The organism is Pseudomonas sp. H3_A02, assembly GCF_054671965.1.
Window position 1 is genome coordinate 1693986 of sequence record NZ_CP162807.1, and the last position, 13434, is coordinate 1707419.

General features: G+C 62.3%; 12 protein-coding genes. 6 read left to right on the forward strand and 6 right to left on the reverse strand.

Annotation, left to right across the window (positions count from 1 at the left end; all coding sequences use genetic code 11):
- Positions 1-102: 102 nt before the first annotated feature.
- The gene (locus AB4N80_RS07315; protein ID WP_122566561.1) at positions 103-984 is read left to right on the forward strand and encodes a formate/nitrite transporter family protein; all 882 of its coding nucleotides are present in this window, start codon (positions 103-105) and stop codon (positions 982-984) included.
- 55 nt (positions 985-1039) lie between these two features.
- On the opposite strand, the gene AB4N80_RS07320 is transcribed toward AB4N80_RS07315, so the two are convergent.
- Entirely contained in the window at positions 1040-2200 is a 1161-nt protein-coding gene (locus AB4N80_RS07320; RefSeq protein ID WP_305491262.1) for an MFS transporter, read from the reverse strand.
- A gap of 209 nt (positions 2201-2409) precedes the next feature.
- Between AB4N80_RS07320 and AB4N80_RS07325 the strand changes: the two genes are divergently transcribed.
- Entirely contained in the window at positions 2410-3243 is an 834-nt protein-coding gene (locus AB4N80_RS07325) for an EamA family transporter (protein ID WP_122566563.1), read from the forward strand.
- A 52-nt stretch (positions 3244-3295) separates the two neighbouring features.
- On the forward strand, positions 3296-3679 hold the full coding sequence (locus AB4N80_RS07330) for an MAPEG family protein (protein WP_122566564.1): 384 nt from the start codon (positions 3296-3298) through the stop codon (positions 3677-3679).
- Positions 3680-3832: 153 nt separating this feature from the next.
- Here AB4N80_RS07330 and mltA read toward each other — a convergent pair whose 3' ends face one another.
- Positions 3833-5020 (reverse strand): MltA domain-containing protein, encoded by a 1188-nt coding sequence (gene mltA, locus AB4N80_RS07335; protein ID WP_122566565.1) that lies wholly within the window; start codon positions 5018-5020, stop codon positions 3833-3835.
- 125 nt (positions 5021-5145) lie between these two features.
- Between mltA and AB4N80_RS07340 the strand changes: the two genes are divergently transcribed.
- Entirely contained in the window at positions 5146-5595 is a 450-nt protein-coding gene (locus AB4N80_RS07340) for a c-type cytochrome (RefSeq protein ID WP_122566566.1), read from the forward strand.
- A gap of 54 nt (positions 5596-5649) precedes the next feature.
- Here AB4N80_RS07340 and AB4N80_RS07345 read toward each other — a convergent pair whose 3' ends face one another.
- The gene (locus AB4N80_RS07345; protein ID WP_122566567.1) at positions 5650-6045 is read right to left on the reverse strand and encodes a DUF1090 domain-containing protein; all 396 of its coding nucleotides are present in this window, start codon (positions 6043-6045) and stop codon (positions 5650-5652) included.
- A gap of 92 nt (positions 6046-6137) precedes the next feature.
- The gene (gene ligB, locus AB4N80_RS07350) at positions 6138-7811 is read right to left on the reverse strand and encodes an NAD-dependent DNA ligase LigB (protein WP_460081315.1); all 1674 of its coding nucleotides are present in this window, start codon (positions 7809-7811) and stop codon (positions 6138-6140) included.
- 206 nt (positions 7812-8017) lie between these two features.
- Between ligB and AB4N80_RS07355 the strand changes: the two genes are divergently transcribed.
- Positions 8018-8638, forward strand: a complete 621-nt coding sequence (locus tag AB4N80_RS07355) for a LysE family translocator (protein WP_122566569.1) — start codon at positions 8018-8020, stop codon at positions 8636-8638.
- Positions 8639-8848: 210 nt separating this feature from the next.
- On the opposite strand, the gene metK is transcribed toward AB4N80_RS07355, so the two are convergent.
- Both metK and AB4N80_RS07365 read right to left on the reverse strand, forming a co-directional pair.
- A complete protein-coding gene (gene metK, locus AB4N80_RS07360; protein WP_003177547.1) occupies positions 8849-10039 on the reverse strand; it encodes a methionine adenosyltransferase in 1191 nt (396 codons plus the stop codon).
- 19 nt (positions 10040-10058) lie between these two features.
- Complete coding sequence (locus tag AB4N80_RS07365; RefSeq protein WP_122566570.1) at positions 10059-11054, reverse strand: ArsR/SmtB family transcription factor; 996 nt, start codon at positions 11052-11054, stop codon at positions 10059-10061.
- A gap of 309 nt (positions 11055-11363) precedes the next feature.
- Between AB4N80_RS07365 and tkt the strand changes: the two genes are divergently transcribed.
- Positions 11364-13361, forward strand: coding sequence for a transketolase (gene tkt / locus AB4N80_RS07370; RefSeq protein WP_460081319.1), 1998 nt, complete (start codon positions 11364-11366; stop codon positions 13359-13361).
- The last annotated feature ends 73 nt before the right edge of the window (positions 13362-13434 follow it).

Genomic DNA, 13434 nt, shown 5'->3' on the forward strand with positions numbered 1-13434 from the left:
GCTATCGCGAGCAAGCTCGCGCCCACATTTGAGTGGGGTCCCACTGAACAGCTCCGAACGCCGCGTGTCGTAGGTACATCACGCCACCGGTTCAGGAGCTGTATGGACACCCACGAAGAAGGCAAGACCCCTGATCTTTCGGCGCAGGAACAGCACGAAGTCGACCGTAACCAGCCACCGCGGGCCGCAGTGCTGCATGAAATCATCCGCACCCAGGGCAACCAGGAACTGGAGCGCAGTATCGCCGCGCTCTGGTGGTCGGCCCTGGCGGCGGGGTTGACCATGGGCCTGTCGCTGATGGCGATGGGCTTGCTCAGCTCCCGGCTGCCGGATCACGAGGGCTTCAAGGTGATCGCCAGTTTCGGTTACTGCGCCGGCTTTCTCGCGGTGATCCTGGCCCGCCAGCAACTGTTCACCGAAAACACCCTGACCGCCGTGCTGCCGATCATGAGCAAACCCACGCTGGGCAACTTCGGTCGGTTGCTACGGCTTTGGGGGGTGGTGTTGGTGGGCAACCTGTGTGGCACCTTGCTGGTGGCCTACGTGATGTTGCACCTGCCGATTTTCGACCCGCGCACCGACCAGGCTTTCCTGGAGATCGGCCGCAAGGTCATGGAGAACGACACCGGCCAGATGTTCGCCAAAGGCATCATTTCCGGCTGGATGATCGCCACCATGGTCTGGATGATCCCCTCCATGGAAAGCGCCAAGATGTGGATCATCATTCTGATCACCTACCTCATGGCGCTTGGGGATTTCACCCACATCGTCGTCGGCTCGGCCGAAGTGTCCTACCTGGTGTTTGCCGGCCAGTTGTCCTGGGAGGATTTCTGGATGGTCTTCGCCGGGCCGACATTGGCAGGCAACATCGTCGGCGGGAGTTTTATCTTCGCTTTGATCAGCCATGCGCAGATCCGCAGTGAAGTTGGCCTGCCCAAAGACAAACCCTCAGCTACGACAGCGCGGCGCAACGACTCGGAGTAGGCACAAACCTGATGTCAGGCGCCCCGTTCACGGGCAGGGCCGACGTCCCAGGCCCTCAAACAACGACTGCTGCCAAGCGTCGTTGGCGATGAATAAAGAACAAGGCGGTCAATACCGTGAGGCCGCCGACCGCTGCTCCGGTCCACGGTAGATCTGTCAGGTCGGCACCACTGGCCACCACCAATCCACCCATCCAGGCCCCGGCCGCGTTGCCCAGATTGAATGCGCTCTGGTTGAGGGTTGAGCCGAGGTTCGGTGCTTCATGGGCCTGGTCGATGATCAGCAGTTGCAGGATTGGGCACAGGGCGAAGGCGAAGATGCCCCACAGCACCAGGGTGATCGCCGCCGGGATCACCGACCGGCTGGTCTGGCTGAACGCGGCCAGCACCAGCACCACGGCCAAGGCCATGCCCACCAGCGCAGGCAGCAGGCGCCGGTCCGCCAGGCGCCCGCCGAGGAAACTGCCCGCCGTCAGACCGACGCCGAACAGCAGCAACATGACGGTGATGCCGTGGGGGCTGACACCGGTGATGTCCTGCAGGATCGGCGCGATGTAGGTGAACACGCTGAACAAACTGGTGGAGGCCAGCACGCTCATGCCCAGGGCGAGCAATACGTTGACCTTGCCCAGGACCTTGAACTCGCTGGCCAGGTTGGCTTTGTCCATGGGGATTTCCTTGGGCAGCCAGACCCATTGGGCAACGGCCGCGATCACGCCGATGATCGAGACCGCCCAGAAGGTCGAGCGCCAGCCGGCGTATTGACCCAGGGCCGTGCCCAACGGGACGCCCAGCACGTTCGCCAGGGTCAGGCCGGTGAACATCATGGCAATCGCCTGGGCTCGTTTGTTTGGCGCCACCAACCCGGCTGCCACCACCGAACCAATGCCAAAGAACGCTCCGTGGCACAGTGCGGTGATGACCCGGGCGGCCATCAGCGTGGTGTAGTTCGGCGCCAGGGCGCAGAGCACATTGCCAAGAATGAACATCAAGGTCATGCCCAATAATGTGGCCTTGCGCGGCATGTTGGCGGTGCCGATCGCCAGGATCGGCGCGCCGAACACCACGCCCAGGGCGTAGCCGGTGATCAGCAGCCCGGCCTGGGGAATGCTCACGGCCAGGTCCCGGGCGACATCGGGCAACAGGCCCATGATGACGAATTCAGTCGTGCCGATGCCAAAAGCGGCAACGGCCAAAGCAAGCAAGGCGAGTGGCATGCGCAAGGTCTCTGTCTGTAGTCTTGACGCCCGGATCAGGCATACGCATGCCGGCGCCCCGGTTCGAATGAGCGGGACAACAGCGAAATTATTGGAATTGATGTATGCGCAACTGAGTGCGGCGTGATCGGCCTGCAGTATAAACGATAGCGAATCAATTCATGAGTCCCGCTGATCCTAGAGGGCGGGAGCCAGACAAGGAGCGTGCCGTGCTTGCAACGGCCTTGGTATTGGTAGCGGCACTGTTGCATGCGGCGTGGAATACGCTGATCAAGTTCAGTGGCGAGCGTTTGCTGGTGGTGGCGTGCATGGACAGTGTCGCCTTGCTGGTCGTCGCATTGGCCCTGGGGTTCGTGGCCCTGCCGCCGCTGGAGATCTGGCCGTGGATTCTGGCGTCGGCGGCGTTCGAGCTGTTGTACCGCTATTTGCTGATCCAGGCTTATCGGGTCGGCGACCTGGGGTTGGTCTATCCACTGATGCGTGGCTTGTCGCCGCTGGTGGTGCTGGCCCTGACATTCATTTTCGCCGGTGAAGCACTGACGACCCAGCAGGTCATCGGTATCTTGCTGATCCCGTTCGGCATGCTTTGCCTGTTGTGGCAGGGCGGTGGCGGCGACCGGCTGCCCTGGTCGATGTTGCCGGTGGTGGCGTTGATCGGCCTGTGCATCGGTTGCTACACCTTTATCGACGGCCACGCCCTGCGGCGTTGGTCCCAGCCGCTGGACTACCTGGTCTGGGTCACGCTGCTCAGTGCCTGGCCGTTCCCATTGCTGGCGCTGGTGAGCAAACGGCCGGCGTTCATGCGATTCTGGCGCGAACAATGGCGGCTGGGGTTGGCGGTCGGATTCTGCGTATTGTTCAGCTACGCTCTGGTGCTGTGGGCCATGCAACTGGGCTCGATTGCCGAAGCGGCGGCGCTGCGGGAGATCAGCGTGATCCTAGTGGTGCTGTTCGGCATGCGTTACTTGAAAGAACCTTTCGGTTTGCCGCGGCTCTTAGCCTGCGGGCTGGTGTTGGTTGGCATGCTGGTGATGAAGTTCTGACCGATATGGCTGACGTTCGATTTTCTATAAAACTCAAAAAAGGAAGTGCGGTATGACGGTTGCCCTGTGGTGTGTATTGATTGCTTTTCTCCTGCCTTACTTGTGTATCGGGATCGCCAAGGCCGGTGGGAAATACCGGTTGCAGGATAACCACGACCCCCGGGATTTTCTCGACTCGCTCGAAGGCGCTCCCCGACGTGCCTTCGCCGCGCAACTGAACAGCTTTGAAATCAGCCCGTTCTTTGCCGCCGCCGTGATCGTCGCGCACCTGGCCGGCAATGCCGAGCTGGTGACTATCAACGTGTTGGCGGTGCTGTTCATCACCAGCCGTCTGCTCTACATCATTTGTTATCTGGCGGACTGGGCGATTCTGCGTTCGCTGGTGTGGTTCGTGGGGGTGGGGTTGGTCTTGAGTTTCTTTTTCGTTTCGGTCTGAGCCTGGTTCCTGAGTCCCGGTGTCTGTGCTGGCCCCATCGTGAGCAAGCTCGCTCCCACAGTTGATCTCAGTGAATACATATTTCGTGTACACACCCGATCCAATGTGGGGGCGAGCTTGCTCGCGATGAGGCCGGGACAATCACCCCATCCCTCAAGGATTGGCGGTCACCGCGTTCGCCACCTGCGGCACCGACGGCAGCGCCATGCCCTTGGGCCAGAGCATCCAGATTTGTCCCTGTTGCTTCATGTCCCCGGCCAACTGTCCGGCGGCTTCGCCGGTGCCCCAGAACAGGTCCGCCCGCACTTCGCCGGTAATTGCACCGCCAGTGTCCTGGGCGGCGACGGGCCGGTTCAAGGTGCTGCCATCGGGGCGAGTGGTGGATAGCCACAACAGGCTGCCCAGCGGAATCACCTTGCGATCCACCGCCACGCTGTAACCGGCGGTCAGCGGTACATTCAACGAGCCTCGCGGGCCTTCGTTGCTGTCGGGGTTGCGGTTGAAGAAGACGTAGCTGGGGTTGCTGCCGAGCAATTCGGGAATGCGGTTCGGGTTGGCCTTGGCCCAGGCACTGATGGTGCCCATGGTCACGTCTTCTTTTTTCAGTTCGCCTTGTTCGACCAGCCAGCGTCCGATGGGGCGGTAAGGATGGCCGTTCTGGTCGGCATAGCCGATGCGCAGTTGGCGGCCATCAGCCAGTTGAATGCGTCCCGAACCCTGGATTTGCAGGAATTGCAGGTTCATGGGGTCGGTCAGCCAGGCAATGACCGGTGCCTTTACGCCATTGGTTTCGATGGTGGCCGCATCGTCGTACGGCTTGAGCACGCGACCTTCGAGGCGGCCGCGCAGGCGTTTGCCCTTGAGCTCAGGGTAGAGGCTGTCCAGCGACACGATGATCATGTCCTCCGGTACGCCGTACACCGGGATATTCGCTGTGGCGGTCTGGGTGAGGCTGCCGGGGTAGACCGGCTCGTAATAGCCGGTAATCAGGCCGTTGGGGCTGTTGTCCCCCGAGCGCAGGCCATACACGTCCAGGTTCTGTTTCAGGAAGTTGCGTACAGCCACGGCGGTTTGCGGCACTTTGGCCGCTGTTGCACAGGTCGGGCCCCAGGTCGCATCGGCCTTGAGCCGGGTGCATGCGCTGCGCCAGGAACCGAAACCGGCCAGCAGGTCTGCATCGGACACCGCTGGCAGCGCCTCCCAGGGTGCGCTGACATAGGTGGCGAGGGCGTGGGTCTGCGGTTCCTCGACCTTTTCGCCGCGATTACAACCGGCCAACAGGGCGATCAGCGTTAGGGTCAATGCCAGGCCTTTGTGCCAGGGCTTGATGCGGCTGTTCATGAAGATTTCCTTTGCAGCCATTCGAGCGCTGTCAGGCGCTCGAACAACCCGTATTGTTGATAGGGGCATTGGTCTTTACCGATGACCCGAGGATACTAACCGCCGTTCCTTGCCCCGAGGCCAAGATGTTTGTAAAACGATTTTCCATGGCCGTGCTGGCCTGCCTGATGTTGTCCGCCTGTGGCGGCGTCGATCCCAATTCTCCCCTGGGCCAGCGCAAGGCGATCTTCAAGCAGATGCTCAAGACCAACGAAGAACTGGGTGGCATGTTGCGCGGCCGCGTGCCGTTTGACGGCGCACGTTTCGCCGAGGGCGCGGCGCAACTGGACCAATTGTCCCATGAACCGTGGAAGCACTTTCCACAAGTACGCGAGCAAGACCACACCAGCGCCCGGGATGAGGTCTGGCAAAAACAGGCGCGCTTCCAGGAACTGGCCCGCAGCCTTGAAGCCGCCACCGGTGAATTGCTGATCGTCAGCAAGATCCAGCCCTACAGGGCCAGCAACCTGGGGCCGGCGGTGCAGAAGGTCGAAGATGCGTGCAGTGCCTGTCATAAAGAATTTCGGGATTATTGATTTTGAAGCAGCTGCAAGCTGCAAGTGTGGAGCTTTGAACTTGCAGCTAGAAACCTATTTATCCAACTCATCCACCGCTTCCTGCAGCTCCTTGCGAGAGGCCGCCAGCTTGTCCTTGCGTTTGTTGATCCGCTCGGCGTCGCCTTTCTTCATGGCCTTTTCCAGGTCGGCCTGACGCCGGCTGACCTCGTGCTTGGCATCGAGCACCTTGTTTTCACGCTCCTTGCGCAAGGACGCATCGGTGCAATGGGTGGTGACTTCACTCAATGCGGTTTCCAGGCCTGCCTGCTGGTCCTGGTTGCCACGGGACTTGGCCAGTTCGATCTGGTTGATGATGCCCTGGCGCTTGGCCGCGCAGCCGGTGAGCTCCGGGGTCTGCTCGTCCGCCATCAAAGGGGCGGCCATGGCGCTGCACAAGAGCATCAGGGCAGCGGGGGACAGGAAATTCATAGCAACTCCGTAAAAAAATCGCGAGCGGTCGGTAACAGATGCGCTGTTGGAACGCATCTTCGCCCCTTGGGTTCAACCACACGGGCCCCGGATTAAAAACCGTCGATCCCGGCGGTGCGTAATTCGTCACTCAAGGCCAGTACCTGCGGGTCGCGAAAAAAGGCGCTCAATTGCGCCGCGCGTCCCGGTCCGATGCCGGCTTCGGCTTGCCATTGTTCGGTACTGCGTTCAGCCAGCCCTTGCCACGGCCCTTCCAGCCGGGCCTCACCGATGGGCGGCAGGCCCAAGGCCTTGAGCCATTGCCCGAAAGGGCGTTGCCGGGCGCTGTCGAGGCTGGCGAGCAGGCGCGCGCTACTGCGTTCGCCGAAGCCGTCAATGTTAGCAAGCTCGGCGGCATCGAGGGTCAACCAATCCAACAATCCGTGGAGCCGACCGGCAGCCAGGAGTTTTTCCCAGGTGCCGGGGCCGACATGGGGCAGGGCGAGCCCGTGCTTGCCGCTGAGCCAGTTCAGGCGTGCGAGGAATTGGCTTTCACAGCCGGGCGTCGCTTGCCAGCAACTCAAGAAGTGATGATCGCTCGCCGCGGGGGCGTTGACCTCCTGGCGCTCAAGGCTGCGCAGCACCACCTCGTCGAGTCGCGGAATGGTCAGCCCGGCCAGGCTGATGGCGACCCGATCGCCGGAACGGATGTCCATCGCCTCCCAGCGCTTGAGTGAACTGACGCTCACCCGGCGAATCCACCGGTCGTCGAGCAGGGTTGGTTCAAGTTCCAACACCGGGGTGATGCGCCCGGTACGCCCGACCTTGAAGCGCACCTTGCGTACTTCGGCCAGGGCCTTGGCATATGGGTATTTCCAGGCCACGCTCCAGAACGGCGCCTTGGCTTGCCAACGGTCGGCGGATGGACGGCGGCTCTGGCGCAGGACGATCCCGTCACTGGCGAAGGGCAGCGGCGTGCGATACCAGTGGTCGCGCCACCGCTCGGCATCGCTCAGCGCCCGGACAGGCTGGTTGTAGTCGCGGGTGTCGGCGAAACCCAGCGCGCTCAGCGCGACCATCCGCTCGGGCAGGGTGCTGGGCCCTTCAGGCCAGTCCCAGACAAACAGGCCGATGGATGACGCCTCCTGCGCCGTCAAATTGCTACGCGCCATCAAGCCCGCCACGGTTGCGCGGGCGTTCAGACTGCCGCGGCTGGCTTGGACATGGCCGTCCAGGCGCCAGTACAACTCGCCCTGAACGACCAGGTCCACGGGCTGGCGCAGTCGCTGTGCGATGGCGTCGATCTTGTGCGCATTGGCGGTCCAGTCATGCCCCAGGACGCCATCGCCGCGGCTGATTGCTTGATGCAAGCGGCCCTTGCGGTAAACCAGGGAGACCGCCACGCCATCGACTTTCGGCTGCGCCCAGACGTCCTCTCGACCGAGCAGCCAGGCCCCCGCGGCGTCGACGTCCTTGAGTTTTTCCAGGCCGGTATGGACGACGGGGTGCGTCACCTTTCCGCCCGCCGAGCGCAGGGGATCGTCGGGCGCCGCAAGATTGAAGCAACTGCGCCATAGGCTCAGCTGTGTGCGGAATTGATCATAAAGCTCATCGGCCACCAGCGACTGGCCGAGGCGGTGGTAACGGTCATCCCAGGTGTCGATTTGCTGTTGCAGTGCGGCGATCTCGGCCCGGGCCCGTTCAGCGGGCCAGTCGGGGCAGGGCGCGGCGACCGCGGGGAGGGCAATGAAGACGAGGCAGGCGAGGGCATACAGGATCGGTGGCATCGAGGCATCCTTGCTCGGTTGAGTCCCTGAAGGCTAGTCAGCGTCGCAGCTGTTGCGAGGGCCGGAGCGTTACCGGATTTTGCGGCGCCTGATGGCAAACTCGCGGCGGTACAGTCCCGCGCGATTTAGCCGCGCAACTGTCCCTTGAACCGATCAATGACCGGTGCAGAATGAGCCTTCGATCCACCTCTGCCTGGAGCGCCCGAATGGACCTGCCGACACTCGCTGTTTTCATTCCGGCCTGCTTTGCGCTGAACATGGCGCCGGGGCCGAACAACCTGCTCTCCATCAGTAACGCCTCGCGTTATGGCTTCGTCCGGGCGTGCAGCGGCGGCATCGGTCGGTTGCTGGCGTTTGCGATCATGATCGCCCTGGCCGCGGTGGGGCTCACCGCCGTGCTGCACACCTCGGAGCTGCTGTTCCTGGGGATCAAGCTCGTCGGTGCCGGGTACCTGTTCTATTTGGCCGTGCAGTTGTGGCGGGCCCAGCCCGAGGCCGACAGCGAGGCCGGACGCGTATCGATGAGCCGGGCCGGCCTGGCGCGCCAGGAGTTCCTGGTGGCGATTGGTAATCCGAAGGCGATTTTGTTGTTCACTGCGTTCCTGCCGCAATTCGTCGACCGTACAGGCACCGTCACCCAACAGTTCGCCGTGCTGGGCGGCTTGTTCCTGGCGCTGGAATGCATCGCCATCGGCTTGTATTGCTACATGGGGATTTATGCGCGGCGGCTGTTCGCGCGGCCCAGTGGTAAGCGTTTGTTCAACCGGATGTGTTCGGGGTTGCTGGCCAGTGCGGCGTCGTTTTTGCTGGTGGCACGGCGATCTTGAGCTTCGGCGAGGGAATTTTGTGGGAGCAAGGCTTGCCCGCGATGCAGGCGCCTCGGCACCACAGGGACCGAGTTGTCCTCATCGCGGGCAAGCCTTGCTCCCACAGATAAATGCCATCGTCACAAGGCCCCGGTATGAGAGTAGTCAAGCACCAGGCATGAAAAAGCCCCTGGCGACCAAGTCGCCAGGGGCTTTTTTTACACGCAGGTCTTACAGGCCGGCGGCAGCACGCAGGGCGTCGGCGCGGTCGGTTTTTTCCCAGGTGAAGGTGGTGAAGGTATCGTCACCCACGGTCTTGGTCTGCGGCGTGCGACCGAAGTGACCATAGGCGGCGGTGTCCTGGTACATCGGGTGCAGCAGGTCGAGCATGGTGGTGATGGCGTACGGACGCAGGTCGAACACTTCGCGGACCAGGTTGATGATCTTGTCATCGCCGATCTTGCCGGTGCCGAAGGTGTTCAGCGAGATCGATGTAGGCTGGGCCACGCCAATAGCGTAGGACACCTGGATCTCGCAACGCTCGGCCAGGCCGGCGGCCACGATGTTCTTGGCGACATAACGACCGGCGTAGGCGGCCGAACGGTCCACCTTGGAAGGGTCCTTGCCGGAGAACGCGCCACCGCCGTGACGGGCCATGCCGCCGTAGCTGTCGACGATGATCTTGCGACCGGTCAGGCCGCAATCGCCCACCGGGCCGCCGATGATGAACTGGCCGGTCGGGTTGATGTGGAACTGGGTGTCCTTGGACAGCAACTCGGCAGGCAGCACGTGCTTGACGATCAGTTCCATCACGCCTTCGCGCAGGTCTTTGTAGGACACATCAGGATTGTGCTGGGTCGACAGGACGACGGCGTCGATGCCGACCACCTTGCCGCCTTCGTAACGGCAGGTCACCTGGGACTTGGCGTCCGGGCGCAGCCAAGGCAACAGGCCGGATTTACGGGCCTCGGCCTGGCGTTGAACCAACTGGTGCGAGAAGGTGATCGGGGCCGGCATCAGCACGTCGGTCTCGTTGCTGGCGTAGCCGAACATCAGGCCCTGGTCGCCGGCGCCCTGGTCTTCAGGCTTGGCCCGGTCAACGCCCTGGTTGATGTCGGGGGACTGCTTGCCGATGATGTTCATCACGCCGCAGGTCGCGCCGTCAAAGCCGACGTCGGAGCTGTTGTAGCCAATGCCCAGGATGACATCGCGAACGATCTGTTCCAGGTCGACCCAGGCCGACGTGGTGACTTCGCCGGCGATGATTGCCACGCCCGTTTTCACCAGAGTCTCGCACGCCACGCGGGCGAACTTGTCTTCAGCAATGATGGCGTCCAGCACCGCATCAGAAATCTGGTCGGCGATTTTGTCCGGATGCCCTTCAGACACGGACTCGGAGGTGAAAAGGGAGTATTCGCTCATCTCGATGTTTTCCTACAAGTTACCGTTGGTGAGTGTCGCCAGTGGGTCGCTGAAAGTGGCGAACCTGGATCTGGAAACCATTACGTAAGCCTACATAGAGGCTTTCCCCGGGCACGAGGCCCGCTGCGGTGGCCCAGCGGGCCAGGTCGTCTTGTTCAAAGCCTAGCCAGAGATCGCCGCAGGCTTCCCTGGCCCAGCTCTGGTTGTGGCTGCATAACTCGGTCACCAGCAGGCTGCCGCCCGGTTGCAGCAGGCCGGCCATGTGCTTGAGCGCCTCGGCCGGCGCGGCGAAATGATGCAGCACCATGTTCAATACCACGCAGTCGGCCTGCAGGCTCATGCCATCCAGCGCATCGGCCAGTTGCAGGTGCACGTTAGTCAGGGCCTCGCGTTCACAGACCTGGCGCGCCAGTTCGAGCATGGCCGGGCTGTTGTCCAGCGCCGTCACCTGGCTGAAGCGTCGCGCCAGCTCCGGCAGAAAAGCACCGTCGCCGGGGCCGACTTCGATTGCCGTGGCCGTGGTTTCGAAGCCCAATTTGTCGAGTAGCGCCACGACGCTCTCACGGTATTGCGGCAAGCCGGCGATCAAGTCTTGCTGGGCACGAAACTTCTCGGCGACCCGTGCGAAGAAGTCCTGGCTGGCGGCGGCCCGTTGCCCGTGGACCTGGGCGATGCGCGCCTGCACATCCGTCGGCAGGTTCAACGCGTCCACTTCGTCCAGCAGTGCCGCGTGCAGCTTGCCGCCCAGCAGCTCGGTGTGGGGCAGGGCGCGGCGATAGAAAATGGCGTTGCCTTCCCGGCGGGTCGCCACCAGGTCGGCCTGGGCAAGGACCTTGAGGTGGTGGCTCATGCCGGACTGACCGATGCCGAAGATCTGCGCCAGCTCCAGCACACCGAACGAATCGTTAGCCAGGGCGCGCAATACATTGAGCCGCAACGGGTCGCCGCCGGCCTTGCAAAGGGCCGCCAGCTCATCGCAGTCGTCATGGCGAATGGAGGGCGCGGGTAGGTTCATCGTGGGGCAGTCTGTTTCACTAGTGGGTAGTCCGTTTCAGTGAGGCAGTCTAGTGAGGGGTTTGGATCATCGCAAGTTCAATATCAAAAAGTTTTGATATTGGTTGATAAATGGCACTTCCCAGACCGTGCTTGACTCTACAAGCCATCAGCGGAAAGGTTTCACCTGGCGAATGCGACTTTATCCACCGGAAAAACGCTCCAGGATGACTATCTGTCATTGCCCCGGGGCGGGTGGGTGAGGGAAAATGCTCGCCTTTTTCAGTTCCGTTTTATTCATTCTCGATTCAATACCCGCAGGAGAACAGCGATGCCCAGCCGTCGTGAGCGTGCCAATGCCATTCGTGCCCTCAGCATGGATGCCGTGCAGAAAGCCAACAGCGGCCATCCCGGTGCCCCCATGGGTATGGCGGATATCGCCGAGGTGCTTTGGCGCGACTACCTCAAGCACAGCCCGAGCAACCCATCGTTCGCCGACCGTGACCGCTTCGTGCTGTCCAACGGCCACGGTTCGATGTTGATCTACTCGCTGCTGCACCTGACCGGCTATGACCTGTCGATCGATGACCTGAAGAACTTCCGCCAACTGCACAGCCGCACCCCGGGCCACCCGGAATACGGCTACACCCCAGGCGTGGAAACCACCACCGGCCCGTTGGGCCAAGGCCTGGCCAACGCCGTGGGCTTCGCCCTGGCGGAAAAAGTCCTGGCGGCGCAATTCAACCGCCCAGGCCATAATGTCGTCGACCACCACACCTACGTGTTCCTGGGTGATGGCTGCATGATGGAAGGCATTTCCCATGAGGTCGCTTCCCTGGCCGGCACCCTGGGCCTGGACAAGCTGATCGCGTTCTACGACGACAATGGCATCTCCATCGACGGCGAAGTCGAAGGCTGGTTCACCGACGACACCCCCAAGCGTTTCGAGGCCTACAACTGGCTGGTGATCCGCAACGTCGACGGTCACGACCCGGAAGAGATCAAGACTGCCATTGAGACTGCTCGCAAAAGCACCCAGCCGACGCTGATCTGCTGCAAGACCACCATCGGTTTCGGCTCGCCGAACAAGCAAGGCAAGGAAGACTGCCACGGCGCGCCACTGGGTGCCGAGGAAATCGCCCTGACCCGTGCCGCGCTGAAGTGGAACCATGGCCCGTTCGAAATCCCGGCCGACATCTATGCCGAATGGGACGCCAAGGAAAAGGGCCGTGCGCTCGAAGCCGAGTGGGACCAGCGTTTCGCCGCCTATTCCGCCGAATTCCCTGAGCTGGCAAACGAACTGGTGCGTCGCCTCAGCGGCGAGCTGCCGGCCGACTTCGCCGAAAAAGCCTCGGCGTACATCGCTGAAGTCGCCGCCAAGGGTGAAACCATCGCCAGCCGCAAGGCCAGCCAGAACACCCTGAACGCCTTCGGCCCATTGCTGCCGGAGTTGCTGGGCGGTTCGGCCGACCTGGCCGGTTCCAACCTGACCCTGTGGAAAGGCTGCAAAGGCGTCAGCGCCGAAGACGCCAGCGGCAACTACATGTACTACGGCGTTCGCGAGTTCGGCATGAGCGCGATCATGAACGGCGTGGCCCTGCACGGCGGCCTGGTGCCTTACGGCGCGACCTTCCTGATGTTCATGGAATACGCCCGCAACGCCGTGCGCATGTCGGCGCTGATGAAAAAACGCATCCTGTATGTGTTCACCCACGACTCCATCGGCCTGGGCGAAGACGGCCCGACTCACCAGCCGATCGAGCAACTGGCGAGCCTGCGTTGCACACCGAACCTGGACACCTGGCGCCCCTGCGATGCCGTGGAGTCGGCCGTGGCTTGGAAATACGCGATCGAGCGTAACGACGGCCCATCGGCGCTGATCTTCTCCCGCCAGAACCTGCAGCACCAGAACCGCGATGCCGACCAGATCGGCGACATCAGCCGCGGCGGCTACGTGCTCAAGGATTGCATCGGCGAGCCTGAGCTGATCCTGATCGCCACCGGTTCCGAAGTCGGCCTGGCCGTCCAGGCCTACGACAAGCTGACCGAGCAAGGCCGCAACGTACGCGTAGTGTCCATGCCGTGCACCAGCGTGTTCGATGCCCAGGATGCTGGCTACAAGCAGGCGGTACTGCCGCTGCAAGTCAGCGCACGGATCGCCATCGAGGCTGCTCACGCCGATTACTGGTACAAGTACGTGGGCCTGGAAGGCCGCGTGATCGGCATGACCACCTACGGCGAATCGGCGCCTGCGCCGGCGTTGTTCGAGGAGTTCGGCTTTACCCTGGACAACATCCTGGGTCAGGCTGAAGAGTTGCTGGAAGACTGATCCGAAGTCGCGTCGTCCGGGCTGACGCCATCGCGAGCAAGCTCGCTCCCACAAGGATCTCTACCGACCCTGT